General features: G+C 70.8%; 20 protein-coding genes and 1 riboswitch. Of the genes, 15 read left to right on the top strand and 5 right to left on the bottom strand.

Annotation, left to right across the window (positions count from 1 at the left end):
* Positions 1–51: 51 nt before the first annotated feature.
* Positions 52–277, top strand: a riboswitch (cobalamin riboswitch).
* A 113-nt stretch (positions 278–390) separates the two neighbouring features.
* From ACSHT8_RS03480 to ACSHT8_RS03465, 4 genes are read left to right on the top strand one after another with little or no spacing between them, the layout of a single operon-like run.
* Entirely contained in the window at positions 391–2,733 is a 2,343-nt protein-coding gene (locus ACSHT8_RS03480; RefSeq protein WP_436497597.1) for a ribonucleoside-diphosphate reductase subunit alpha, read from the top strand.
* Positions 2,724–3,734, top strand: a complete 1,011-nt coding sequence (locus tag ACSHT8_RS03475; RefSeq protein ID WP_436497596.1) for a ribonucleotide-diphosphate reductase subunit beta — start codon at positions 2,724–2,726, stop codon at positions 3,732–3,734. Before ACSHT8_RS03480 ends, ACSHT8_RS03475 begins: the two co-directional genes overlap by 10 nt.
* 50 nt (positions 3,735–3,784) lie before the next feature.
* A complete protein-coding gene (locus ACSHT8_RS03470) occupies positions 3,785–4,759 on the top strand; it encodes a LacI family DNA-binding transcriptional regulator (protein ID WP_436497594.1) in 975 nt (324 codons plus the stop codon).
* 1 nt (position 4,760) lies between these two features.
* On the top strand, positions 4,761–5,507 hold the full coding sequence (locus ACSHT8_RS03465) for a sugar phosphate isomerase/epimerase family protein (RefSeq protein ID WP_436497592.1): 747 nt from the start codon (positions 4,761–4,763) through the stop codon (positions 5,505–5,507).
* Here the strand turns inward: ACSHT8_RS03465 and ACSHT8_RS03460 are convergent.
* The 3 genes from ACSHT8_RS03460 to ACSHT8_RS03450 are packed head-to-tail and all read right to left on the bottom strand — an operon-like array spanning position 5,494 to position 8,581.
* Positions 5,494–6,318: a sugar phosphate isomerase/epimerase family protein gene (locus tag ACSHT8_RS03460; protein ID WP_436497590.1), complete on the bottom strand. Its 825-nt coding sequence runs from the start codon at positions 6,316–6,318 to the stop codon at positions 5,494–5,496. The two genes, ACSHT8_RS03465 and ACSHT8_RS03460, sit on opposite strands and share 14 nt — an antisense overlap.
* Entirely contained in the window at positions 6,315–7,448 is a 1,134-nt protein-coding gene (locus ACSHT8_RS03455) for a dihydrodipicolinate synthase family protein (protein WP_436497588.1), read from the bottom strand. Before ACSHT8_RS03455 ends, ACSHT8_RS03460 begins: the two co-directional genes overlap by 4 nt.
* The gene (locus ACSHT8_RS03450) at positions 7,445–8,581 is read right to left on the bottom strand and encodes a Gfo/Idh/MocA family protein (RefSeq protein WP_436497586.1); all 1,137 of its coding nucleotides are present in this window, start codon (positions 8,579–8,581) and stop codon (positions 7,445–7,447) included. The genes ACSHT8_RS03455 and ACSHT8_RS03450 overlap by 4 nt, the downstream gene beginning before the upstream one ends.
* 204 nt (positions 8,582–8,785) lie before the next feature.
* Here ACSHT8_RS03450 and ACSHT8_RS03445 point away from each other — a divergent pair, with 204 nt between their 5' ends.
* Positions 8,786–10,843: an alkaline phosphatase D family protein gene (locus tag ACSHT8_RS03445; protein WP_436497584.1), complete on the top strand. Its 2,058-nt coding sequence runs from the start codon at positions 8,786–8,788 to the stop codon at positions 10,841–10,843.
* On the opposite strand, the gene ACSHT8_RS03440 is transcribed toward ACSHT8_RS03445, so the two are convergent.
* Complete coding sequence (locus tag ACSHT8_RS03440) at positions 10,840–11,892, bottom strand: putative adhesin (protein ID WP_436497582.1); 1,053 nt, start codon at positions 11,890–11,892, stop codon at positions 10,840–10,842. The two genes, ACSHT8_RS03445 and ACSHT8_RS03440, sit on opposite strands and share 4 nt — an antisense overlap.
* A 120-nt stretch (positions 11,893–12,012) precedes the next feature.
* Here ACSHT8_RS03440 and ACSHT8_RS03435 point away from each other — a divergent pair, with 120 nt between their 5' ends.
* The 8 genes from ACSHT8_RS03435 to ACSHT8_RS03400 all read left to right on the top strand — a co-directional run bounded on the left by ACSHT8_RS03435 (position 12,013) and on the right by ACSHT8_RS03400 (position 20,066).
* Positions 12,013–12,603 (top strand): TetR/AcrR family transcriptional regulator, encoded by a 591-nt coding sequence (locus ACSHT8_RS03435; protein WP_436497580.1) that lies wholly within the window; start codon positions 12,013–12,015, stop codon positions 12,601–12,603.
* Positions 12,600–13,466, top strand: coding sequence for an alpha/beta fold hydrolase (locus ACSHT8_RS03430; protein WP_436497578.1), 867 nt, complete (start codon positions 12,600–12,602; stop codon positions 13,464–13,466). The genes ACSHT8_RS03435 and ACSHT8_RS03430 overlap by 4 nt, the downstream gene beginning before the upstream one ends.
* Complete coding sequence (locus tag ACSHT8_RS03425; protein WP_436497576.1) at positions 13,463–14,347, top strand: alpha/beta fold hydrolase; 885 nt, start codon at positions 13,463–13,465, stop codon at positions 14,345–14,347. The genes ACSHT8_RS03430 and ACSHT8_RS03425 overlap by 4 nt, the downstream gene beginning before the upstream one ends.
* On the top strand, positions 14,344–16,461 hold the full coding sequence (locus ACSHT8_RS03420; RefSeq protein ID WP_436497574.1) for an alpha/beta fold hydrolase: 2,118 nt from the start codon (positions 14,344–14,346) through the stop codon (positions 16,459–16,461). The genes ACSHT8_RS03425 and ACSHT8_RS03420 overlap by 4 nt, the downstream gene beginning before the upstream one ends.
* Before the next feature lie 84 nt (positions 16,462–16,545).
* Positions 16,546–17,109 (top strand): OsmC family protein, encoded by a 564-nt coding sequence (locus tag ACSHT8_RS03415; protein ID WP_436497572.1) that lies wholly within the window; start codon positions 16,546–16,548, stop codon positions 17,107–17,109.
* 5 nt (positions 17,110–17,114) lie between these two features.
* Complete coding sequence (locus tag ACSHT8_RS03410; RefSeq protein ID WP_436497570.1) at positions 17,115–18,305, top strand: NAD(P)-binding domain-containing protein; 1,191 nt, start codon at positions 17,115–17,117, stop codon at positions 18,303–18,305.
* A gap of 10 nt (positions 18,306–18,315) precedes the next feature.
* Positions 18,316–19,416, top strand: coding sequence for an NAD(P)/FAD-dependent oxidoreductase (locus ACSHT8_RS03405; RefSeq protein ID WP_436497568.1), 1,101 nt, complete (start codon positions 18,316–18,318; stop codon positions 19,414–19,416).
* A 23-nt stretch (positions 19,417–19,439) separates the two neighbouring features.
* Entirely contained in the window at positions 19,440–20,066 is a 627-nt protein-coding gene (locus ACSHT8_RS03400; RefSeq protein WP_436497566.1) for a DUF1345 domain-containing protein, read from the top strand.
* Positions 20,067–20,220: 154 nt separating this feature from the next.
* On the opposite strand, the gene hrpA is transcribed toward ACSHT8_RS03400, so the two are convergent.
* Positions 20,221–24,132 carry an ATP-dependent RNA helicase HrpA gene (gene hrpA / locus ACSHT8_RS03395; RefSeq protein ID WP_436497564.1) on the bottom strand — a complete coding sequence of 1,304 codons (3,912 nt, stop codon included), beginning with the start codon at positions 24,130–24,132 and terminating at the stop codon, positions 20,221–20,223.
* A 120-nt stretch (positions 24,133–24,252) separates the two neighbouring features.
* Here hrpA and ACSHT8_RS03390 point away from each other — a divergent pair, with 120 nt between their 5' ends.
* Together ACSHT8_RS03390 and ACSHT8_RS03385 are read left to right on the top strand one after the other, a co-directional pair.
* Positions 24,253–24,936, top strand: a complete 684-nt coding sequence (locus ACSHT8_RS03390) for a response regulator (RefSeq protein WP_436497562.1) — start codon at positions 24,253–24,255, stop codon at positions 24,934–24,936.
* Entirely contained in the window at positions 24,933–25,973 is a 1,041-nt protein-coding gene (locus ACSHT8_RS03385) for a HAMP domain-containing sensor histidine kinase (protein ID WP_436497560.1), read from the top strand. Before ACSHT8_RS03390 ends, ACSHT8_RS03385 begins: the two co-directional genes overlap by 4 nt.
* The last annotated feature ends 33 nt before the right edge of the window (positions 25,974–26,006 follow it).

Here is a 26,006-nt window from a genome sequence, read left to right as displayed (position 1 = left end):
ACCAAGAACACGCCCACAACATCTAGTTGCCGGGCGCCGGCCGATGTCCATGTATTGTGTCGATCAGCTGGTTCGGCCGTCCTGACGAAGGGCGGCCGTCGCAAGAGGGAACCCGGTGGGAATCCGGGACTGCCCCGCAGCGGTGAACGGGAACGACCGCCGTCATGGAAGCACTGGGCCCTGGAGGGGCCTGGGAAGCGACGGCCAGTAGGACTGCTCGGCGAGATCGCCGGGCGCGCCCGTGAGTCCGAAGACCTGCCAGCGACCCGTGCACGCCGTGCGCGGGCGTCGGCGCCCCGAGGGAGGGCGGGGCGACGCGCTGGACGCTGTCCGGCCGTTCCCCCGTGTCCTCGTGGCTCCGCGATCCGACGAGCTCGCGAGGAGAGAGCCGTGACGGTCTCCGAGATCCAGGACATCGCCGCACCGGTGTCCATGCAAGTCCGCAAACGCAGTGGGGCGCTGGAACCGGTCGATGTCAGCAAGATCGTCCGCGCAGTCCGCCGGTGCGCGGTCGGCCTCGATGATGTCGACCCGCTGCGGGTGGCGACCAGGACGATCAGCGGCCTCTACGAGGGCGCGACGACCGCGGAGCTGGACCGCCTGTCGATCCAGACCGCCGCCGAGCTGGTCGCCGAGGAACCGCAGTACTCCGGGCTCGCCGCCCGGCTGCTGGCGACCTACCTCGACAAGGAGGTCCGCGGCCAGGGCGTGCACTCGTTCAGCCAGAGCATCGCGCACGGCCACGCGCTGGGGCTCATCGGCGACGCGACGGCCACGTTCGTCGCCGCGCACGCGCGCAAGCTCGACGACGCCATCGATCCGCAGGGAGACCAGCGTTTCGAGTACTTCGGGCTGCGCACCGTCTACGACCGCTATCTGCTGCGCCATCCCGCGAACCGCGCGGTGATCGAGATGCCGCAGTACTGGCTGCTGCGGGTGGCGTGCGGGCTGTCGCACACCCCGGCCGAGGCTATCGACTTCTACCGGCTGATGTCGTCGCTGGCCTATCTGCCCAGCTCGCCGACCCTGTTCAACTCCGGGACCAGCCACACCCAGATGTCGTCGTGCTATCTGCTCGACTCCCCACGCGACGAGCTTGAGTCGATCTACGAGCGGTACGCGCAGGTCGCGCGGCTGTCGAAGTTCGCGGGCGGCATCGGCGTGCAGTGGTCCCGCGTGCGGTCGCGCGGCGCGCTGATCCGCGGCACCAACGGCCACTCCAACGGGATCGTGCCGTGGCTGCGCACGCTCGACGCCTCGGTCGCGGCGGTCAACCAGGGCGGCCGACGCAAGGGCGCGGCCTGCGTCTACCTGGAGACGTGGCACCCGGACATCGAGGAGTTCCTGGAGCTGCGCGACAACACCGGCGAGGACGCGCGCCGCACGCACAACCTCAACCTGGCCAACTGGATCCCCGACGAGTTCATGCGCCGCGTCGAGGCCGACGCCGACTGGTCGCTGTTCGACCCCGACGAGGTCCCCGAGCTGCCCGACCTGTGGGGTGACGCGTTCGACCGCGCCTACCGGGCGGCCGAGGAAGCCGGGCGCGCCGTGCGCACGGTCAAGGCGCGCGACCTCTACGGCCGGATGGTGAGGACCCTCGCCCAGACCGGCAACGGGTGGATGACCTTCAAGGACACCGCCAACCGCACGTGCAACCAGACCGCCGAACCGGACAACGTGGTGCACCTGTCCAACCTGTGCACCGAGATCATCGAGGTGACCAGCGACACCGAGACCGCGGTGTGCAACCTCGGCTCGGTCAACCTCGGCGCGCACCTCGGCGAGTCGGGCGAGCTGGACTGGGACCGGCTGCGAGCCACGGTGCGGACCGCGGTCACGTTCCTGGACCGCGTGATCGACATCAACTACTACCCCACCGAGCAGGCCGCGCGGAGCAACCCGCGGTGGCGGCCGGTCGGCCTCGGCGTGATGGGCCTGCAGGACGTGTTCTTCCGGCTGCGCCTGCCTTTCGACTCGCCTGCGGCCAAGGAGCTGTCGACCCGGATCGCCGAGGAGATCTACCTGACCGCGCTGGAGACCTCGGCCGCGCTGGCCGCCGCCGCGGGCGCGCACCCCGCGTTCGCCCAGACCCGCGCCGCCCGCGGCGACCTGCAGCCCGACCTGTGGGGCGTCACCCCGACGCAGACCGACCGCTGGGCCGCGCTGCGTGAGCGGGTCGCCGAGCACGGGCTGCGCAACTCGCTGCTCGTCGCGGTGGCCCCGACGGCGACCATCGCCTCGATCGCGGGCTGCTACGAGTGCGTTGAGCCGCAGGTGTCCAACACCTTCAAGCGCGAGACGCTGTCCGGCGAGTTCCTGCAGATCAACCCGTACCTGGTCGGCGAACTCAAGGATCGCGGCCTGTGGACCGCCGACATCCGGGCACGCCTCAAGCGCGACGAGGGCTCGGTGCGGAACCTCACCGAGTTGCCGGAGGAGACCAGGCTGCTGTTCCGGACCGCCTGGGAGCTGCCGCAGCGGGCGCTGATCGACCTCGCCGCCGCGCGCGGGCCGTACATCGACCAGAGCCAGTCGCTGAACCTGTTCGTAGCCGCGCCGACCATCGGCAAGCTGTCATCGATGTACCTCCACGCCTGGAAATCCGGCCTGAAGACCACGTACTACCTGCGGTCGCGACCCGCGACCCGCATCCAGCAGGCGACCGTGCCCGCCGTCGAAGCGGTGGCCTGCTCCCTGGAGAACCCCGATTCCTGTGAGGCATGCCAGTGAACCACGCACTTCTCGACCCCGGTATGGACCTCACGCTGCGGCCGATGCGCTATCCGCTGTTCTACGAACGGTTCCGTGACGCCATCAAGAACACGTGGACCGTCGAGGAAGTCGACCTGCACAGCGACCTGGCCGACCTCGCCAAGCTGTCCGCCGCCGAACGGCACCTCGTCAACCGGCTCGTCGCGTTCTTCGCCACCGGCGACACCATCGTGGCCAACAACCTGGTGCTCAACCTCTACACGCACCTGAACGCGCCGGAGGCCCGGCTCTACCTGTCACGGCAGCTGTTCGAGGAGGCCGTGCACGTCCAGTTCTATCTGACTCTCCTCGACACCTACCTGCCGGACGAGAGCGAACGGGTCGCCGCGTTCGCCGCGGTGGAGAACATCCCGTCCATCCGCGACAAGGCCGAGTTCTGCTTCCGCTGGATCGACTCCCTCGGCGACCTGCACAGGCTGGAGTCCCGGGCGAACCGCAAAGCGTTCCTGCTCAACCTGATCTGCTTCGCCGCGTGCATCGAGGGCCTGTTCTTCTACGGCGCCTTCGCCTACGTGTACTTCCTGCGCTCCCGCGGCCTGCTCAACGGCCTGGCCTCGGGCACCAACTGGGTGTTCCGCGACGAGTCGATGCACATGGCGTTCGCGTTCGAGGTCGTCGAGACCGTCCGCGCCGAGGAACCCGACCTGTTCGACGACGAGTTGCACGACCAGGTCCGCCAGATGCTGCGCGAAGCGGTCGACGCCGAGACAAGGTTCGCCGAGGACCTGCTCGGCCAAGGCGTGGCGGGCATGTCGTTGGCGGACATGCGGTCCTATCTGGAACACGTGGCCGACCGGCGGCTCGCCGCCCTCGGCCTGGCGCCGGAGTACGGCACGGGCAACCCGTTCGCGTTCATGGAACTGCAGGATGTCCAGGAACTGTCGAACTTCTTCGAACGCCGGGTGTCGGCCTACCAGGTCGCCGTCACCGGCTCAGTCGCCTTCGACGAGGACTTCTGAGCACCGGGAAGCGTTTTCCGAAATCGGCTGGACCCAAGTAGGCTGCGCCTATGGTCACGCTCGCCGAGGTCGCAACCCATGCCGGGGTCTCACTCGCGACCGCGTCCCGTGCGCTGCACGGGACGCGGCGCATGAGCGAGGAGTTGCGGGAGCGGGTGCGCGGGAGCGCGGCCGAGCTCGGCTACGAGGTCAACAACGCGGCGCGGACGCTGGCGGGTGGGGCGAGCAACCTCATCGGGCTGATCGTCCACGACCTGATGGACCCGTATTACGCCGCCATCGCCGACGGGGCGATGGTGGCGGCGGACCGGCACGGGCTGGTCGTCACCGTCGGGGCCACCCGGCGCAGCGCGGACCGGGAACTGGCGCTGGTCACGGCGCTGCGGGCGCAGCGGGCGCGGGTCATCGTTCTCGCGGGGTCGCGGTCGACCGAGGACAGCGGCCAGCTGAACGCGGAGATCGAGCTGTACCGGGCGGGGGGCGGGCACGTGGCCGCGATCGGCAACGACGTGCTCGGCGTGCCGACCGTGGCTCCCGCCAACAAAGAGGGCGCCGCGGCCCTGGCGAACGCGCTGACCGAGTTGGGGCACACGAAGTTCGCGGTCCTGGCCGGGCCGGAGGGGCTACTTGTCGCCCGGGATCGCGCGGAGGGGTTCGCGGAGGCGCTCGCCGCGCGGAAGCTGCCCGCTCCCCTGGTCGTGCACGGCGGGTTCGACCGGGACGGCGGCTACGCCGCGGCGGCCGAGATCGGCGACGCCACTTGTGTGTTCGCGGTGAACGACGTGATGGCCGTCGGCGCGATGGCCGCGCTGCGTGAGCGCGGGGTGTCGGTGCCGGGCGACGTGTCGGTGGCGGGGTTCGACGACATCCCGACGCTGCGCGATCTGGTCCCCGCACTGACGACCGTGCGGCTCCCGCTCACTGAACTCGGTGAGCGCGCGGTCGAACTGGCACTGTCCGATCAGGACGAAACGGTCGCGGTCGCGGCCGAGGTGATCCTGCGTGAGAGCACTCGGAGGATCTGACATGCGATTCGCTGTGAGCACGCTCGGCCTGCCAGGGGCATCGTTGGCCGAAGCGGTCGACTTGGCCCACCGCTTCGGGATCGAGGGGCTCGAACTCCGGCTGCACCCGGACACCGGGGTCCACGCGGGACTCGACGGCGCCGAGCGCGCCCAGGTCGTGCGGACACTCGGTTCGCTGGTTCCTGCCTGCCTCGCGGGATATGTGAAGATCAGCGAGCCCGGCGACGACGAACCGGTGATCGAGGCACTGCGCGCCGACCTGGACCTCGCCCGCGATCTCGGGGCACGCCACGTCCGCGTGTTCCCCGGCGGCACCGACCTCGACGCCGCCGCCCGCAGGCTGGCCGCGGTCGCGGACCACGAGGTGACCGTGCTGGTGGAGACGCACGACGCGCTGCCGACCGGCGCAGGGGTGGCCGAGTTGCTGGCCATGGCGCCGCACGCGGACGCGGTCTGGGACCTGCTCCACCCCTGGCGCAGCGGCGAGGACCCCGAGGACACGCTGAAAGCGCTCGGCGACCGGATCGAGTGTGTGCAGATCAAGGACGCCGTCTCGGCGACCGACACCACCCCGGTCCTGCTGGGCACCGGCGGGGTTCCGCTGGCGGTGGCCCGCGAGCTGCTCGACGGCTTCGACGGGTGGGTCTCCCTGGAGTGGGAGCGCACCTGGTACCCGCACGTCGAGCCGCTCGCGGAGGTCATCCCCGGCGCCCTGGCCTGGGTCGCCGGGACACTCAGCCCGCGATGAGCCCGGCGAACCGGTCGACCATCAGGGACATGACCGAGTCGGGGGCCGCGGCCCACAGGTCGGCGTTGAAGATCTCGACCTCGACGTCGCCGCGGTAGCCCGCGGCGCGCACGGCCTCGGTCAACGGCGCGAAGTCGATGACGCCGTCGCCCATCATTCCGCGCGCCAGCAGGATGTCCGACGGCACCGGGTGCAGGAAGTCGCACACCTGGTAGGAGGCGATGCGCTCGCCCGCGCGCGCGATCTGGTCGAGGACCTCGGGGTCCCACCACACGTGGAAGGTGTCCACGACCACCCCGACGACCGCCGGGTCGTGCGGCTCGGCCAAGTCCAACGCCTGCTTCAGCGTCGAGAGCACTGCGCGGTCCGCGCAGTACATGGGATGCAGCGGCTCCAAGGCCAGGCGCACACCCTTGTCCCGCGCGTACGGCGCGAGGACCGCTAGCGCGTCGGCCCCCCGCCGCCGGGCGTCGGCCAGGTCGCGGGAGAAGCCGCCGAGTGGCCCACCTGGCGTCACTCCCGGCAAGCCGCCGACGACCAGCACGAGACAGTCAGCCGAAAGCGCCGCGGCCTCGTCGATCGCCGCACGGTTGTCGGCTTCCCAGTCCGGGCCGGTGAAGAACCCGCCGCGGCACAGCGAGGACACCGACAGGCCGGACTCGTCGATCAGCGCGATCGTCTTGTCCAAGCCGTACGCGGCGACATCCTGGCGCCACAGTCCGATCGCTTCGACACCGTGCCGCACGCATCCGTCGACGGCCTCGGCCACGGTCCAGGACCTTGTCGTCCACTGGTTGAGCGAGAGCCTCATCCGCCGTGCACCTCCAGCAGCGCGCGCATCCGGCGGACCGCCAGGTCCGGGTCCGGCAACAGTCCGGCCTGGTCGGCGAGCCGGAACACCTTCGACAGGTGGGTGATGGACCGGGCGGCCTGGGCACCGCCGACCATCGTGAAGTGGTCCTGGTGCCCGGCGAGCCAGGCGAGGAAGACGATGCCCGTCTTGTAGTGGAACGTCGGCGCCTCGAAGATCGTGCGCGACAGCGGAACCGTGGGCGCCAGGATCTCGTTGTAGGCGGTCATGTCGCCACGGTCGAGCGCGGCGAGGGCGGCCGCCGCCGCGGGGGCGATCGCGTCGAAGATGCCCAGCAGGGCGTGCGAGCCGGAAGCGATCAGCTCCGGGTAGTGGAAGTCGTCGCCGGTGTAGAGCTTGACCCCGTCCGGCAGCGCGGCGCGCAGCGCCACCTCGTGGTCGGCGTCGAGCAGCGACACCTTCACCCCGTCGACCCGGTCGCGGTGCGCGGCGATCAGGTCCACAAAGGACTGCGTCGCGGTGGCCACGTCGGTGCTGCCCCAGTAGCCGCGCAGGTTGGGGTCGAACATCTCCCCCAGCCAGTGCAGGATCACCGGCCGGTCGGCCTCGCCGAGCACCTTGCCGTACACCGCGAAGTAGTCGTCGGCGCCGCGGGCCAGCGCGGCGAGCTGCCTGCTGGCCATGACGATCACGCCCGCGCCCGCCGAACGGATCGTGGCGATCTGCTCGGCGTAGGCCGCCACGACGTCGTCGAGGGTGGCCGCGTCGGGCCGGTGGTCGGTGCCCGCGCCGCACGCCACCAGGTCGGCGGGGGCGCCGAACTCGGCGGCCGCGGCGGCGCTGCGCTGGATCAGCTCCCGGCACGCGGCCCAGTCAAGGCCCATGTTGCGCTGGGCGGTGTCCATCGCGTCTGCGACCCGCAGGCCCAGCGACCACAGGTGCCGCCGGAACGCGATCGTGGCGTCCCAGTCGACCGCCGCCGGTCGGCCAGGGCCGTTGTCACCGCGCGGGTCGGCGACGACGTGGGCGGCGGCGTAGGCGATGCGGCTCGTCGGCGGGCCCGACTTCGGCCAGGTGCGCGGTTCCGCGACCGTGTACGGGCCGAAACCCGGAAGCTCCAGGGTGCTCACAGCTCCTCCACGGCGAGGCGGCGGCCCTCGGCGGCCGAACGCAGGCCCAGCTCGGCGAGCTGGACGCCGCGCGCGCCCGCGGCGAAGTCGTGCGGGAACGGGGCGTCCTCCATGACGTGGCGGATGAACAGCTCCCACTGGATCTTGAAGCCGTTGTCGAACTCGCCGTTGTCCGGCACCTCCTGCCAGCCGTCCCGGAACGAGTCGGTGACCGGCAGGTCCGGGTTCCACACCGGCTTGGGCGTGGCGGACCGGTGCTGGACCTTGCAGTTGCGCAGACCCGCGACCGCCGAGCCCTCGGTTCCGTCCACCTGGAACTCGACCAGCTCGTCGCGGTTCACCCGCACCGACCACGACGAGTTGATCTGGGCGACGGCTCCGCTCTCCAACTCGAAGATGCCGTAGGCGGCGTCGTCGGCCGTGGCACTGTAGGTCTCGCCGCGCTCGTCGACCCGCTCGGGGATGTGCGTGGTGGCGTGGGAGTAGACCGACACCACCCGGCCGAACAGGTTCTCGATCACGTACTGCCAGTGCGGGAACATGTCCAGCGTCATGCCGCCGCCGTCCTCGGCGCGGTAGTTCCACGACGGCCGCTGCGCGGTCTGCCAGTCGCCCTCGAACACCCAGTACCCGAACTCGCCGCGCACCGACAGGATCCGGCCGAAGAAGCCGCCGTCGACGAGGCGCTTGAGCTTGAGCAGCCCGGGCAGGAAGAGCTTGTCCTGCACGACCCCGTTCTTGATGCCCGCCGCCTTCGCCGCGTCGGCCAGCGCGGTGGCCTCGGCGACGGTCTCGGCGGTCGGCTTCTCGGTGTAGACGTGCTTGCCCGCCTCGATAGCTTTGAGCACCGACTTCACCCGCGCCTGGGTGACCTGGGCGTCGAAGTAGACGACGTTGTCCGGGTCGGCCAGGGCGCTGTCGAGGTCGGTGGTGTAGTCCTCGATGCCGTGCTTGGCCGCCAGCTCGGCGAGCTTGGCCTCGTTGCGTCCCACCAGCACGGGCTTGAGCAGCACGCGGGTGCCGTCGGCGAGGGCGACGCCGCCCTCGGCGTTGATCGCGAGGACGGACCGGACGAGGTGCTGGCGGTAGCCCATCCGGCCGGTGACGCCGTTCATGATGACGCCGAGGGTCATGGTTGCTCCAAATTGTCGGAAAGCGCTTTCCCGCAGCGTATGAGGTCACCATGGCTACGGTCAAGTGGCCGGTCGGGTTAGGTGGGCGACGCGGGCCCGCGGTGAGCGAATAGCTCCCATAGCCAGATCGCGGGTATCGGGCCGATCACAGGTTGACGAACATCACCCTGGTTCCAGCCCGCATCTCGCCATGGGAGTTCGCAGATGACCACACGCAGGACCTTCCTGGTCACCGGCGCGGCCGCGGCCACCGCGATCACGGTGGCCCGGCCGGCGTCGGCCCAGCCCGTCGCGGCGGGAGCGGCCGTCCGGGCCGCGGTGCTGGAGTTCCGCGACCAGTGGACGGGCGCGACCGGGCTGGGCGAGCTGCTGCGGCGCGCGGGCGTGGAGGTCGTTCCGCTCGACGTGGCCGCCGCCCCGGCCACGCTGCCGGTCGACCTGATCGCGTTCGGCAGCTTCACCAACAACGAGGCCCGCTACCTCGACTATGTGGCCGCCCACAAGGAGTCCCTGCGCGAGTTCGTCGCGGCGGGCGGTGTGGTGCTCGACCTGGCGCAGTCCGACCAGTTCGGCGCCGAGACCAGCTACCTGCCCAGCACGCTCAGCGCGGTGCGGGCCGATCCCGACCACGACACGATCTACCCGGCCGACCCGGAGCACCCGCTGGTCAAGGGCCTGCGACTGGACCAGGGGCGGCTGTTCACCGGGCGAAGCACGTCGATCCGGGTCAGCTGGGAGACCCTCACGTCGTGGCGGGCGATGCGGGTGCTGATGGCGTGCGCGACCACCGGGTACCCGCCGTGTCTGGTGGAAGGGGCGCACGGGCGTGGCCGGTTCCTCGTCAGCAGCCTCTCGGTGGACAAGTGCTTCGACGCGGCGGGCGCTCCCCTGCAGCCGCAGGTCGCCATCGACGACAGCGCCGCGTTCTTCGCCGCCGTGGCGCGGCACGTCGCGGCCGTGCGAGCCGGGACCGCCCCGGCTGTCGTGCCCACCCCGATGCCCGCGCAGACCCCGACGGGCCCGCTGGTCGGGCACGTCGACGCGGCCAGTGCCCGCATCTGGGCGCGCCCCGGTCTCGACCCGGCCGTCTACGGGGCGTGGACGTGCACTCTGCGGCCCGCCACCGGCGACCCGATCGTCGTGCGGACGACGGTGTCCACGGCCAACGACAACACGCTCATCGCCGACGCCAAGCAGCTGCGTCCGGGCACCCGCTACGACTTCACCCTGACTCCTGACAAGACGGCCCCTGGGTTCGCCCCGCTGACCGGCTCGTTCACCACCGCTCCCGCGCCCGGCCAACCCGCCAAGGTCGTCATGGGCATGGGCTCGTGCGCACCGTCCACACCGGACCGGGTGTGGACCAGGATCGTCGACGAGGGCTGCGACAGCTTCGTCATGCTCGGCGACACTCCCTACATCGACTCCGGCGACCTGGGGGTGGCGCGTACCAAGCACCGGCAGTTCCTCGCGGTCCCCGAGGTGGCCGCGCTGATCCGCCGGATGCCGGTCTGGGGCACCTGGGACGACCACGACTTCGGCCTCAACGGCAACCTCGGCGGCTTCCCCGCCAAGCGCAACACGCGCACCGCGTTCGTGGACTACCGCGCGAACGCCACGTTCGGCCACAGCCTCGCGGGCGAACAGCTGACCACCCGGGTCGAGGGCGAGGGCATCTACACGTCCTTCCGCCGCGGCCCCCTGGAGGTCTTCCTGATCGACCCGCGCTGGTTCAGCACCAATGAACCGAGTTGGGCCGACCCCACCAAGACCACCTGCACCGGCGCCGCCCAGTGGGAATGGCTGCGCGACCGCCTCACCCGCAGCACCGCCACCTTCAAGGCACTCGCCACCGGCATGATCTGGGACGACAAGCAGAACACCGAAAGCGACGACTGGGGCACCTACGTCCACGAGCGTGAGGCGATCTTCGACTTCGTCGCCGCCGAGCGCATCCCCGGCGTGTTCCTGATCGGCGGCGACATCCACGTCTCCCGGGCGCTGAACTACGGTCCGCGCGTCGGCTACGACCTGTGGCAGTACATCGTCAGCCCGCTGCACGACCGGACGATCCCAAGCCTCAACGTGCCCCACCCGAACCTGGTGCACAGCGCGGTCGAGCCGAACGTGTTCCTCAAGCTGGTGGCTGACACCACCGTCACCCCCGCGACGCTGACCGCCACCTGGATCAACCGGGACGGGCGGCGGATCTTCGAGGTCCGCCGCACCGCCACGGAGATGGGACACCCAGGCACCTGCTAGATGGTCAGGGAGTTCGCCGCCAGGTAGTCACGCACCTTCTTCTCGCTAAGCACGACAGCCTTGGCGGCCGGGTCGAGCCTGCGGAGGATGGCCATCAGGTCGTCGCCCCTGACCTTGTAGTCGAACAACTCCAAGACGTAGAAGCCCTGTGCCCACGACAAGAGAGCGGGCTCGGTCATCCACCGGAGCTGCTCCTCCGAAGTCAGGTCGTACCACTCGTCGACCTGCGGGCCGAGCCCCTTCTGCAGGAAGGCGGCGATCGTCTGCTTCTCGGCTGGGGTGAGGGTGACCGCCGCCTTGACCAGGTCGCGGTGCTGCGGGTAGTCCCGCAGCAGCCGCAGCTTGATCGCCGTGGACGCGGCGGCGACCACGGCGGGGGCCTTGGCCTTGTCGGCGGCGATCCTCGTGCGGACGTCGAGGCAGTCCTTCCACTCCCGCATCTCGTCGTCGGTGGCGATGTAGCGGGTGCGGTCGCGATCGGTCAGCGCCGTCCACGCCGGGTCCTGGGCCGCGGCGCCCAGCGCCACGAAGCCCCGCACCCAGTTCCCCAGCGTGTCGTACACCGAGGTGTCGAGCCTGCCGTCGGCGGTCTTCAGCGCGATGGTCGGATCGTTCCGTTTCCGCATGTCGATCCGGCAGGAAAGGACCAGCAGTTTGGTCCAGTGCGCCTTGGCGGCCCGGCCGAACACACCGTCACAGGTGTGCGGGCCGTCCTTCGGACACTTCACCGGGTCCGCGCACAGCCGCAGCGTGGTGAGCTGGGCCGGGCCGCCAACGATGATCTGCGGCTCGGTCAGCTCGTTGAACACGGCCAACGCCGCCAGTTCGTGCGGCTTGAACGGCTCGTACCGGTAGTTCGGCACGGGGTCGCCCGGGTTCGCGGTGTGCAGGGGGATCTTCGGGTTGCCGCGCTTGGCCAATTCCAGCACGTTGACCATCACCATCGGCGTGCCCTCGTCGGCGTAGAAGCACACCGGCAGCCCCTTCGGCACCGTGACCACGCCCGACTCGCCGTCGAAAGACCCGTGTCCCATCACAACGCCGACCATCCATGACCTCCAGCGAGTTGGTGTACCAAGATCAGTCGCCGCCTGCCCGCCCGCCGTAACAGTTGACACCCGAATGGACGCGGCGTACTTTCGGTCGATCGACCGAACGAAGGAGTTCCCGTGGCGCCAGTCGAGCAGGACACCCGGACGCGGATCGTCGCCGCGGCGAAAGGGGCGCTGCTGGAGGCCGGGTACGCGAACGTCTCGACGCGCGGGATCGCCGAGGCGGCCGGGGTGCCGCTGAGCCAGATCCACTACCACTTCGGGTCCAAGCAGAACCTCATGCTCGCCCTGCTCGACGCCGAGAACCAGGCTCGCCTGGCGCGGCAGGGGGCCATGTTCGACACCGAGCTGCCGCTGTGGAAGCAGTGGATGCAGGCGTGCGACTTCTTCGACGACGACCTCGAGTCCGGCTACGTGCGCCTGCTGCTGGAGATGACGGCGGCGGGCTGGTCGAACGAAGACATCGCCACTGTGGTCCGCGACGAGCTGCGCGGCTGGTTCGACTTGCTGGCCCAGGTCGCGAAGCGGGCCATGGCGCGGTTCGACGGGCTCTCGGCGTTCACCGCCGAGGAGATCGCCGCGCTCGCCGGGCTGCCGTTCCTCGGCGCCGAGGCCGTGATCCTGCTGGGGCTCGACGACAAGCAGATCGCGGCCCGCTCGGCGCTGCGCAAGATCGGCGAGCTGTTACGGGTGCTGGAAGAGCGATGAGAGCGTGCGCACCGGAGTCAGACGGCATCGTGGTCCGCGATGGCGTCAAGCTCCACTACGCGCGCTACGGCCACGGCCATCCCACCATCCTGCTGCTGCCGACGTGGTCGCTCGTGCACTCCCGGTGCTGGAAGCTGCAAGTCCCCTACCTGGCCCGCCACTTCACCGTGGTCACCTTCGACGGCCGGGGCAACGGCGCGTCGGACCGCCCGGTCGGCCCCGCCGCCTACGCCGACACCGAGTTCGCCGCCGACGCCCTCGCGGTCCTGGACGCGGCCGGAATAGACCGCGCCGTGCTGGTGGGCATCTCCGCAGGAGGTCTGTGGGGCCTGCGTCTGTGCGCCGAACACGGCGACCGGGTGCTGGGCGCGGTGTTCATCGCCCCGGCGGTGCCGCTGGCGCCGCCGCTCCCGGAACGCACGGTCACCCGCTTCCACGACCTGATCGACGATCCGGTCGGCTGGCAGACCTACAACGTCCACTTCTGGCGCGACCACTACCGCGAGTTCGTGGAGTTCATGGTGGGCCGCATCCTCACCGAGTCGCACTCGACCAAGCAGATCGAGGACGCGGTCGGCTGGGCGCTGGAGACCGACGGCGAGCTGCTGGCCGACTCCCATCTCGGCCTGGCGGGCCACGACGAAGCCTGCGCCCGCCGGCTCGCCGCCATGGTCACCTGTCCGATGGTCATCCTCCATGGCACCGACGACGCCGTGCGCAACCACGCCGCGTCGGTCGCGCTCGCCGAGGCCACCGGCGCCGAGCTGGTGACACTGGTCGGCGCCGGGCACTTTCCGCAGGTCAGGGAGCCGGTGCGGGTCAATCTGATCATCAAGCGGTTCGCGGAAAGGTTTGGGCGATGAGAGCCTGTGCGCCGACCGCCGACGGCACCGTCGTCCACGACGGCGTCAAGCTCCACTACGACGTGTACGGAGCGGGCGAAACCATCCTGCTGCTGCCGACGTGGACCGCCGTCCACCAGCGCTGCTGGAAGCTGCAGATCCCTTACCTCGCACGGCATTTCCGCGTGGTGACCTACGACGGCCCAGGCAACGGCGACGCCGATCGGCCGCTCACCGCGGACCCGTACGGACAGGCCGCCCAGGTGGCCTACGCGCTGGCCGTGCTGGACGCCACGGAGACCGAGCGGGCCGTCGTGGTCGGGCTGTCGCGGGCCGCGAACTGGGCGCTCGGGCTGGCCGCCGCGCACCCGTCCCGGGTCGCGGGCCTGGTCGCCATCAGCCCGGCGCTCGTGCTGGGCAAGCTGGAGCCGTGGGACCTCGACGCCCGGTCCGACCTCCCACCGTCGGATGTGCGGCTCGGCGGCCGTGATCCGCGGTCGCACTGGGGGAAGTACACGCGGGCGTACTGGCTGGAGCACTACGACGACTTCCTGTGGTTCTTCTTCGGCCAGTGCTTCAGCGAGCCGCACTCCACCAAGCAGATCGAGGACTGCGTCGGCTGGGGCCACGAGACCGACGGCGCCGTCCTGGTCGCCGAGAGCCACGCGCCCCGGCCGGGCAAGGAGTCCGTCGAGGAGTGGATGGCCAAGGTCGACTGTCCGCTGTTGGCGATCCACGGGACCGAGGACGGGCTCGTCCCGACCGACCGCAGCGAGAAGCTCGTGGCCAGGACCGGCGGCGAATTGGCGCTGCTGCGCGGCGCCGGGCACCTGCCGCACGCCCGCGACCCCGTCCGGGTCAATCTCCTGATCAAGGACTTCGCGGAACGGATTTCGTCATGAGAGCGCGACTACCCGACATAGCGGACACAGTGGACCGTGGCGGCGTCCGGATCGCCTACGAGATCCACGGCCGGGGTGAGCCCGCGCTGCTGCTCGTACCCGCCTCGCCGATCACGCACGCGCGGTCGTGGAAGGGCCTCGTGCCGACCCTGGCGCGCCGGTTCACCGTGATCACCACCGACGGCCGGGGCACCGGGCGGTCCGACCGGCCGCTCGACCGCGCGCGCCACGCGCCCGCCGAGGTCGTCGCGGACCTGCTCGCCGTGCTGGACGCGACCGGGGTCGGCAAGGCGGTGCTTGTCGCGCACTGCCACGCGGTGCCGTGGGCACTGCAGCTGGCCGCCGAGCACCCGGAGCGCGTGACCGGGCTGGTCGCGATCTCCCCCGCCGTCGCACTCGCCCCCGGCTTCCCCTACGCAGGCGAGGCCGAGCGGCGCTGGACCGAGCGGCTGGACGCGCCCACCGGGTGGGCCATGCGCAACCGCGAGTTCTGGCGGCGCGACGGCGGCTACGCGGCGTGGATCGAGTTCTTCTTCGACCAGCTGCTGCCCGAACCGCACTCCACCAAGCAGTACGAGGACACCGTCGCCTGGGCGCTGGAGACCGACGCCGAGTCGATGATCGCCGAACGCGAGGGCCGCGCGGCTCCCTCGGCGAGCGAGACCGAGGCGCTGTGCGAGCGGGTGCGCTGCCCCGTTCTCGTGGTGCACGGGTCCGACGACCGCTGCCAGCCTGTGGCCAGGGGCGTCCGACTGGCCGAGCTGACCGGCGGCGAGCTGGTCACCATGGACGGCTCCGGCCACCTTCCGCAGGGCCGGGACCCCGCGCGGGTCCTCCGGCACGTCACCGAGTTCACCGACAAGATCACGGGAAAGCCCATGCGCACCACCACCTGGACCCGCGGCCCGTCGCGCGCCAAGCGGGCGCTGTACCTGTCCTCCCCCATCGGGCTCGGCCACGCCCGCCGCGACGTGGCCGTCGCCAAGGAGCTCAAGCGGCTACGGCCGGACCTGGAGATCGACTGGCTGGCCCAGCACCCGGTGACGACCGTGTTGGAGGCCGAGGGCGAACGCGTCCACCCGGCGAGCAAGTGGCTGGCCAACGAGTCCGCGCATGTCGCGTCGGAGGCCAGCGGGCACGACCTGCACTGCTTCCAGACGCTGCGGAACATGGACGAGATCCTGCTGGCCAACTTCATGCTGTTCCAGGAGGTCGTGGAGGAAGGGCTCTATGACTTGGTGATCGGCGACGAGGCGTGGGACGTCGACCACTACTGGCACGAGAACCCCGAGCTGAAGCGCGGCCAGAACGTGTGGCTCACCGACTTCGTCGGCTACCTGCCGATGCCGGACGGCGGCGCGCGCGAGGCGTTCCTGACCGCCGACTACAACGCCGAGATGATCGAGCACATCGACCGCTACCCGTGGATCCGGGACCGCGCGATCTTCGTCGGCGGGCAGCAGGACATCGTGCCGGACACCTTCGGCGCCGGTCTTCCCTCCATTCGGGACTGGACGGCGGAGCACTTCGACTTCTCCGGCTACATCACCGGGTTCGCCCCGCCGGATCCCGACGACGTGCCCGCGCTGCGCCGCTCGCTCGGGTACCGCGACGATGAGCTGGTGTGCGTGGTGGCGGTCGGCGGCAGCGGGATCGGGCGCGCGCTGATCGACAAGGTCGTCGCGGCGTTTCCGATGGCCAAGAAGGCGGTGCCGGAGCTGCGGATGGTCGTGGTGACCGGGCCGCGCATCGACCCCGCCGAGTTCGGCGAGCGGCCCGGCCTCGAACCGCGCGGCTACGTGCACCGGCTCTACGAGCACCTGTCCGTGTGCGACTTGGCCGTCGTGCAGGGTGGGCTTACCACCACGATGGAACTCGCCGCGGCGAAGCGGCCGTTCCTGTACTTCCCGCTCGCGCACCACTTCGAGCAGAACTTCCATGTCCGGACGCGGCTCGACCGCTACCGCGCGGGCGTGTGCATGGACTACGCCACCACGGACCCCGACCAGATCGCCGCTCGAATCGTCGAGCAGCTTGGCAAGCCCGTCGACTATCTCGACGTGGAGAGCGACGGCGCGGCGCGGGCCGCCGCGATGATCGCCGACCTCGTCTGACCTGACCCCGCGGGCACCCCTGCCCCGGGCTCTTCGATCGCATTCGGTCGGTCGACCGAATGAATACCAGGAGGAACCAGCGAAATGACCACAATGGACGAGACGACCCGCAACGGCGTCGACACCGCACGGCTGTTCGCCACGCTCGACGCGGTCAAGGGCGCCCCGGAGATCGCGAAATTCCAGTTCCGGGCGACCAACACCTGGGTCAGCGGAACCCACAACCGGTCCACCGTGCACGGCTTCTACGGCGCGACGCAGGAGATGGCGCACGAGCGGGCGTGGACGTTCGACGCCGACCACCCGCCGGTGCTCGTCGGCGGCGACGAGGGCCCGACGCCCGTGGAGTACCTGCTGCACGCGCTGGCCGCGTGCCTGACCGCGGGGCTGGCCAACATCGCCGCGGTGCGCAAGGTCAACCTGACCGAGGTCACCTCGACGGTCGAGGGCGACATCGACCTGCTCGGCATCCTCGGGCTGTCCGACCAGGTCCGCAACGGGTTCCAGCGGATCCGGGTCAGCTTCCGGCTGGCGGGCGACGATCCCGCGCGGCTGCGGGAGGTCGTCGAGCAGTCCCGGCGCCGGTCGGCGGTGTTCGACGTGATCACCAACGGCGTGCCGGTGTCGATCGACGTCGAGACGGTGTAGCCGAGATGTTCGCCGTCGACACGGTCGTGATCGGCGCGGGCCAGGCCGGGCTCGCGGTCAGCCGGTGCCTGGCTGACAACGGCGTCGATCACGTCGTGCTGGAACGCGGACAGATCGGCCAGCGGTGGCGCGGCGAGCGCTGGGACTCGCTGCGCTTGATCAACCCCAACTGGGCCACCCGGCTGCCCGGTTGGGGCTACCGCGGGGACGATCCCGACGGCTACATGACGGCCGTCGAGTTCGCGGACTACCTGCAGGACTACGCCGCGTCGTTCGGCGCGCCGGTCCACTCGGGCGCGGCGGTGACCCGCGTCGAGGGGCACGGCGGCGGGTTCGCGGTGCACACCGAGGTAGGCGGCTGGCGGGCGTCCAGCGTCGTGATCGCCAGCGGTTGGTGCGACCGGCCTCATGTTCCGGCTATGGCGGCGGGGCTGAGTCCGTCTGTCTTTCAGCTGACGCCTGGCGCGTATCGGAATCCTGGCCAGTTGCCCGAAGGCGGCGTGCTGGTCGTGGGCGCTTCCGCGTCGGGGGTGCAGTTGGCTGACGAGTTGGCGCGGTCCGGTCGGGAGGTCACGCTGGCCGTGGGACGCCACCGGAGGTTGCCGCGTCACCACGAGGGTCGCGACATCTGGCACGCGTTGATCGGCACCTTCGGCGTCACGATCGACCAGGTCGCGAACCCGGCGGCGGCTCGTGCGGCGGCGTCGATGCAGTTGATCGGGCGGAAGCAGGCCGGGGTGGATTTGCCAACGCTGCAAGGGATTGGCGTGCGACTGACGGGAAGGCTGACCGGGGTCGATGGCACGCGCGTCCGGTTCGCCGATGATCTCGCGGTCACGACGGGACACGCCGAGGTTCAGCTGATCAGGCTGCTTCGCCGCATCGGCGGGCACTCGGTACCGCTGGAGTCGGTCATGGCGACCGATGTCGACCACCTCGACCTCCGCCGCGCGGGCATCACGACGGTCATCTGGGCGACCGGGTTCCGGCGCCACTACCCCTGGCTGCGCGTGCCCGCGCTCGGTCCGGACGGCGAGATCCGCCAGCGGCGCGGTGTGACTCCGGTGCCGGGCCTGTACGTCATGGGGCAGCGCTTCCAGCACCGCCGCGACTCCGACTTCGTCGACGGGGTCCGCCATGACGCGGTCGCCGTCGCCGAGCACCTGACCCGCGACCGCCGCGACCTGCCCGCGTGAGGAGGCCACCATGGACCACTACGACGCCGTGATCGTCGGCGCGCGCCCGGCCGGGGCGGCGACCGGCATGCTGCTCGCCCGCGCGGGCCTGCGGGTGCTGATCGTCGACCGGTCCCGCCGCGGCGCCGACACGCTGTCCACCCACGCCCTCATGCGCGGCGGCGTGCTGCAACTTCGCCGGTGGGGCCTGCTGGACGAGATCATCGCGGCGGGCACTCCCCCGGTGCGGCACGCCACGTTCCACACCGAGTCGGGCAGCACCACGGTCCCGATCAAGTCCGCGCACGGCGTCGACGCGCTCTACGCGCCACGGCGGACGGTGCTCGACCCGGTCATCGCCGACGCCGCGGCCGCCGCGGGCGCGACGGTCCGCTACGGCGTCACCGCGAAGGCACTGCGCCGCGACGACCACGGCCGGGTCGTCGGCATCGTGGGCCACGACCAGCGCGGGCCCATCGAGGTCCAGGCGCGGTTCACCATCGGTGCCGACGGCATGGGGTCCCGGGTCGCGCACTGGGCGGGCGCCGTGCCCGAACACCTGGGCACGGCCGTCGGCACCGCCACCTACGGCTACTGGGACACCGAGTCGAGCGGCTACCAGTGGTTCTTCCGCCACGGCACGGCGGCGGGCGCCATCCCCACCAACGACGGCCAGACCTGCGTCTTCGTCGCCACGACCCAGTCCCGGTTCCGCCGCGAACTGGTCCACGACCCCGCGACCGGCTTCCGGCGGCTGCTGCCCCCAGAGCTGGCCGACCGCCTCCCGGGTACGCCCCCGCTGCGCCGCTTCCCGGGCCGCCGCGCCCACCTGCGCCAGGCGTCCGGCCCCGGCTGGGCCCTCGTCGGCGACGCGGGCTACTTCAAGGACCCGATCACCGCCCACGGCCTGACCGACGCCCTCCGCGACGCCGAACTCCTGGCCCACGCCATCGTCACCGACACCCTTCCGGACTACCAGGCGACCCGCGATCGGTTGTCGCTGCCGCTGTTCACGGCCACGGACGCGATCGCGGGCTACGCGTGGGACGAGGAGGAGGTGACGACCCTGCTCAAGCAGCTGAGCGCGGCCATGGCGGAGGAGGTCGACGCCATCCTGGCCGTGCGCGACTGAGGCACATAGTCGACCATGAGCCCATGGTCCCGAACTCGGCGCTGGGGCGCCTCATCGCCGCGGTGGTCGGCGGAGCGGCGATCGGGACGGGCGTGGGCGCCTTCGCCGACGCGCTGCTGGGTGTGCTCGCGGGCATCGCCGGGGCGGCGGGGCTGTTCGTCGTCGTCGGGTGGGTGGTGCTGTGGCCCATGGACGCCGAGCGCACCCGGCACAACGCGCGGCGGGAGGACTTCCGGCCGGGGCTGGAGGAAGTCGTCGTCGTCACGGCGGCGCTGAGCGGGCTGGTGGGCGTGGTGCTGCTGCTGGTCCTTGGCACCGGCGGCGACCGACGGGTGGCGGCGGCGACGGCGCTCGGCGGGGTGTTCATGTCGTGGGCGGCGCTGCATCTCATGTACGCGGCCAGGTACGCCAACCTGTACTACACCGGTTCGGCGGGTGGGATCGACTTCAACTCCGACGACCCGCCCGCCTACCGCGACTTCTTCTACTTCAGCTACAACCTCGGCATGACCTACCAGGTCTCCGACACCGGCGTCTCCAACACGACGATCCGCTCGGTCGCACTGCGCCACTGCCTGCTTTCCTACGCCTTCGGCACGGTCATCCTGGCCACCACGATCAACCTCGTGGTCGGCGTCGTCACCGGCTGACCCCACTCAGGCGATGAGTTCCGACCTGGCCGACTCTGGCCCAGAGCGCGCTCAGGAAACAGTTGCAATCAGCGAGAACAGTTCGACCGCAACTGAAGCCCTTCGTCAAGCCCACCTGCCCTCTCGGCTCTCGCACCTGCTCGGCCAGTCTTCGCTACGGGTTCAGTGCGTGGATCGCCTTCATGACGCGCTTGTCCGAGATCGGGCCCGGGGTGCCGAGCATCTGGGCGAAGTAGCTGACCCGCAGTTCCTCGATCATCCACCCGACCGCCCGCGCCTGCTCCGAGTCACGCGCGGCGGGCCGGAGCTGGTTGAGCGTCTCGTGATAGGAGTCCTCGAGGTCCTGCACGATGTGCATCCACGCGGTGTCGCGGTCGGGGCGTTCCGGCAGCTTGTCCAGCCGCCGCTCGATGCCGCGCAGGTAACGCTCCACATCGGACAGTCGACCGAGGCCGGACGCGGTGATGAAGCCCGGAAAGATCAGCCCGCCGAGCTGGTCGCGGATGTCGGCCAGCGGCTCCTTGAAGATCGGCCCGGACGTGCGCGCCAGCCGCGCCTGCACCTCGTTCCACGCAACGACCACCTTGCGCGACGCCTCCAGCACCTCCAGGGTGGCGCCGATCAGGCCGACGCGGACGTGTTCACGCAGCCGCTCGAAGCCCGCCTCGTCCCACGCCGGGCCGCCCGCCTGCGCGATGAGGTGGTCGGCGGCGCAGTCGACGCAGTCGGTCAGCAGCGCGGGGACGCCGCCGTGCGGGTTGTGCGACAGGGCGAGTTTCGCCTGGTTGGACAGCGTCCGCACGACCTGCTTGATCGGCGATGGCACGCCCAGCAGCACGAGCCGCCGGGTGCCCAGCCACATGGCGTGGCGCTGGTCGGTCTCGGTGTCGAGCATGCGGACCGCGACAGTGGCGCCCTCGTCGATCAGCGCCGGATAGGCCGTCACGACCAAGCCGTTCTGCTCGGTGCGCTGGACCTTCGGCAGCTTCCCGATCGTCCACGCCGTGAGGCCGCGGCGCTCCAGGTCGACCGACGCGGCGGCAAGGGACGCGCGCAGCCGGGACTTGAGCTGGTCCTTCAACGCGACCAGGTCCTTGCCGGTCGCGAGTGTCTTCTCGCCGTCGACCACCTCGAACGTCGTCCGCAGGTGCGCGGGGACGGCGTCGAGCTGCCAGGCGTCACGCGGGATGGTGACACCGGTCAGGTGGCGCAGTTCGCGGCCGATGGCGTCGGGCAGGGACTCCTCGTCGTCCTTCAACCGCGCCACGACCGCCCGCGCGACATCGGGGACGGGGACGAAGTTGCGGCGCAGCGGCTTGGGCAGCGACCGGATCAGCGCGGTCACGATCTCCTCGCGCAGCCCCGGCACCTGCAACGCGAAACCGTCGCCGCTGAGCTGGTTGAGCACCGCGATCGGCACCTTCGCCGTCACACCGTCGTCGCTGCGGCCCGGCTCGAAGCGGTAGGTCAGCGGCAGGGAGAGGCCCTGCTGGGTGAGCTGGTCGGGAAAGTCCTGCTCGCTGATGTTCTTCGCGGTCTCGTTGACCAGCATTGACTTCGAGTAGTTCAGTAGGTCCGGCTGCTCGTGCCGCGTCTTCTTCCACCACGTGTCGAAGTGCCGCCCTGACACCACCTCGGCGGGCACGCGCTCGTCGTAGAACTGGAACAGCGTCTCCTCGTCCACCAGGATGTCGCGGCGCCGCGCCCGGTGTTCGAGTTCCTCGACCTCGGCCAGCAGCTTGCGGTTGTCGTGGAAGAAGTGGTGCCGGGTCTGCCAGTCGCCCTCGACCAAGGCGTTGCGGATGAACAGGTCGCGCGACATCTCCGGGTCGATCCGGCCGTACTGCACCTTGCGCGACACCACGATCGGCAGCCCGTAGAGCGTCACCCGCTCCGTGGCGACGACCGAGCCCTGCTTGGCCTCCCAGTGCGGCTCGCTGTAGGTGCGCTTCACCAGGTGCTCGGCCAGCGGCTCGACCCACTCCGGCTCGATGCGCGCGGCGATGCGCCCCCACAGCCGCGACGTCTCGACCAGCTCGGCGGCCATCACCCAGCGCGGCGGCTTCTTCGCCAGCGCCGAACCGGGGAAGATCGCGAACTTGGCGTTGCGCGCGCCGACGTACTCGCGGCCCGGTTCCTTCGCCGCCGGATCGCGGAAGCCGATGTGCGACAGCAGGCCCGCCAACAGCGCGACGTGGACGTTGCGCGGCTCGGCCTTGGTGTCGTTGGGCGTGATCCCGAGCTGCCGCACGACCTGGCGGAGCTGGCTGTGGATGTCCTGCCACTCGCGCACGCGCAGATAGTTGAGGAACTCGGCCTTGCACTGCCTGCGGAAGCGGTTGCCCGACATCTCTTTCTGCTGCTCACGCAGGTAGTCCCACAGCGCGAGGTAGGTCAGGAAGTCGGAGTCGGGATCGGCGAAGCGGGCATGCATCTGTTGCGCCGCTTGCTGTTTCTCCTGCGGCCGCTCGCGCGGGTCCTGAATGGACAGTGCGGCGGCGATGACCATGACCTCGCTGACACAGCCACCCTTGTCGGCCTCGATCACCATGCGCGCCAGGCGCGGGTCGACCGGCAGCTGGGCGAGCTTGCGCCCCAGCGGCGTCAGGCGCTTGGCAGTGTCGGCCTCCGACGGGTCGAGCGCGCCGAGCTCGTGCAGCAGGTTGACGCCGTCAGCGATGTGGCGTTTGTCCGGCGGCTCGATGAACGGGAAGTCGGCCATGTCGCCGAGGTCGGCCGCGGCCATCTGCAGGATGACCGAGGCCAGGTTCGTCCGCAGGATCTCCGGGTCGGTGAACTCGGGGCGGGCGAGGAAGTCGTCCTCGCTGTAGAGGCGCACGCAGATGCCGTCGCTGGTGCGGCCGCAGCGGCCCTTGCGCTGGTTGGCCGAGGCCTGCGACACCGGCTCGATCGGCAGCCGCTGCACCTTCAGCCGGTTGCTGTAGCGCGAGATGCGCGCGGTGCCCGGGTCGATGACGTACTTGATGCCAGGCACCGTCAGCGACGTCTCGGCGACGTTGGTCGACAGCACCACCCGCCGCGTCGAGTGCTGCTGGAACACCCGGTGCTGCTCGGCGCTGGACAGCCGCGCGTAGAGCGGCAGGATCTCGGTGTCGCGCAGGTTGCGGGCGGCCAGCGCGTCGGCGGTGTCGCGGATCTCGCGCTCGCCGGAGAGGAACACCAGGATGTCGCCCGGCCCCTCGGCACACAGCTCGTCGACGGCGTCGAGGATGCCCTGGGTCTGGTCGCGGTCCGGGTCGGCGTCGGGGTCCTCGGGGTCGACCAGCGGCCGGTAGCGCACCTCGACGGGATACGTGCGACCGGACACCTCGATGATCGGGGCGTCGTCGAAGTGCCGCGAGAACCGCTCGGGGTCAATGGTCGCCGAGGTGATGACGACCTTGAGGTCCGGGCGCTTGGGCAGCAGCCGCGAGACGTAGCCGAGCAGGAAGTCGATGTTGAGGCTGCGCTCGTGCGCCTCGTCGATGATGAGCGTGTCGTACTGGCTGAGCATCCGGTCGTTCTGGATCTCGGCGAGCAGGATGCCGTCGGTCATCAGCTTGACCAGGGTCCGCTCGCCGACCTGGTCGGTGAACCGGACCTTCCAGCCGACCGTCTCCCCCAACGGCGTCCCGACCTCTTCGGCCACCCGCTCGGCCACCGTGCGGGCCGCGAGCCTGCGCGGCTGGGTGTGGCCGATCATCCCAGTGATGCCGCGGCCGAGGTCGAGGCAGATCTTCGGGAGCTGGGTCGTCTTGCCCGACCCGGTCTCCCCCGCCACGATCACGACCTGGTTGTCGCGAATGGCCTCGAGGATGTCGGCCCGCCGCTGGCTGATCGGCAGTTCCTCGGGGTACTTGATCTTCGGCACGGATGCCCGGCGCGACTCGACCCGCCGCACGGCGGTGTCGACCTCAGCGGCGATCTTGGCCAGCGTCGCGGCCCGTTTGCCCTGGTCACGCACCCCACGCAGGCTGTCGAGGCGTCGCCGAAGCCTGCGCTGGTCGCGCAGCATGAGCTCGGAGAGGCGGTCGCGCAGGTCAGCGACGGAAACGGCGGCGGTCATCGAGACACCAGCCTAGGCAATGCCGCGCGCGGGTTTCACCCGGTTATCCGATTGCGGCCTCCACACAACGTTCACATCGCCCGCCCCAGCCGCCCACAGCCAGTGCTTAGAGTCATCGCCATGGGGAACAGGCGCCGGGTGCTGGTGGTCGAGGACGAGCAGACCATCGCGGAGTCCGTGGCGGCCCGCCTGCGGGCCGAGGGGTTCGACGTCGACCTCGCCCACGATGGCCCACAGGGGGTGGCCATCGCGGCGCGGACGAAGCCGGATCTGGTGGTGCTCGACGTCATGCTGCCCGGGTTCGACGGGCTGGAGGTGTGCCGTCGCATCCAGGCCGAGCGCCCGGTGCCGATCCTCATGCTCACCGCCCGCGACGACGAGACCGACCTGCTCGTCGGGCTGGCGGTGGGCGCCGACGACTACATGACCAAGCCGTTCTCCATCCGCGAACTGGCCGCCCGGGTGCACGCACTGCTCCGGCGAGTCGACCGAGCACAGGCCGAGCCGGAGGCCGCCGCCATCGTCGTCGGCGACCTGGAGGTCGACCCGGTGGAACGACGGGTCCGGCGCGCGGGCGTCGAGGCCCACCTGACTCCGATCGAGTTCGACCTCATCGCCCACCTCGCCGCCCGCCCACGCGCCGTCCACCCCCGCGAACGCCTCCTCGCCGAGATCTGGGGCTGGGGCGACGCCGCGGGCACCCGGACCGTCGACAGCCACGTCAAGGCGCTGCGCCGCAAACTCGGGGCCGACCTCATCCGCACCGTGCACGGCGTCGGCTACGCACTGGAGGTCCCCAAGTGACCCTGCGCGAACGCGGCGCGGCCCTGCTGGAGCTGCTCCCCCGCCCGCTGGACCCGGTGCGGTCGATCAAGGTCAAACTCGGCATCCTGCTGATCGCCTCCGGCGCCACCGCACTCGCCTACTTCTGGTACATGATCGGCTGGCTGCCCACGGTCACGTCGATCACCGCGATCACCGGCGCCCTGGTCACCTCCCAGATCCTCGCCCACGGCATGACCCGCCCCCTGCGCGAGATGACCGCCGCCGCCCGCGCCATGGCCCACGGCGACTACTCCCGCCGCGTCCGCGTCACCGCCCGCGACGAGGTCGGCGAACTCGGCCGGGCGTTCAACCAGATGAGCGCCGACCTGGAGGCCGCCGACCGCCAGCGGCGCGAGCTGATCGCCAACGTCTCCCACGAACTGCGCACCCCGATCACGGCACTGCAAGCCGTCCTGGAGAACGTGGTGGACGGCGTCAGCGCCGCCGACCCGGCCACCATGCGCACCGCCCTCGCCCAAACCGAACGCCTGGGCAGACTCGTCGCCGAACTCCTGGACCTGTCCCGCATCGACGCCGGCGCGCACACCCTGGCCAAGGAGCCGGTCGCCATCGCCCCACTGCTGGCCGAGGTGGTCGCCGAGGCCGAGGTCAACGCGCTCGCGGCCGAACGCGCCGTCCGCTTCAGCACCTCGGTCTCCCCCACGGCGGCCACCGTGACCGCCGACCGGGAGCGGCTGCACCAGGTCCTGGTCAACCTCCTCGACAACGCCGTGCGCCACGGCCCCGCGGGCGGCGAGGTCCGGGTGATCGCAGCGGCCACGGCGCGCGGGCTGACGCTGGAGGTCCGCGACCAGGGGCCAGGCATCGCGCCCGCCGAACGCGACCTGGTGTTCCGCCGCTTCAGCCGCGGCGAACGCGCCACCGGCGGCGGCACCGGCCTCGGCCTCGCCATCGCGCGGTGGGTGGTGGAACTGCACGGCGGCACCATCGCCGTGGTCGACCCCGCGCCGCCGTCCCGCGCGGGCTGCCGCATCCGCATCACGCTGCCCGCATAGCCCATCCATACCTGACCGGGACTTGTCGTCCCG

Source organism: Actinokineospora sp. HUAS TT18 (genome assembly GCF_051364635.1).
Lineage (GTDB): Bacteria > Actinomycetota > Actinomycetes > Mycobacteriales > Pseudonocardiaceae > Actinokineospora.
This window is presented reverse-complemented; position numbering and strand designations above follow the sequence as displayed.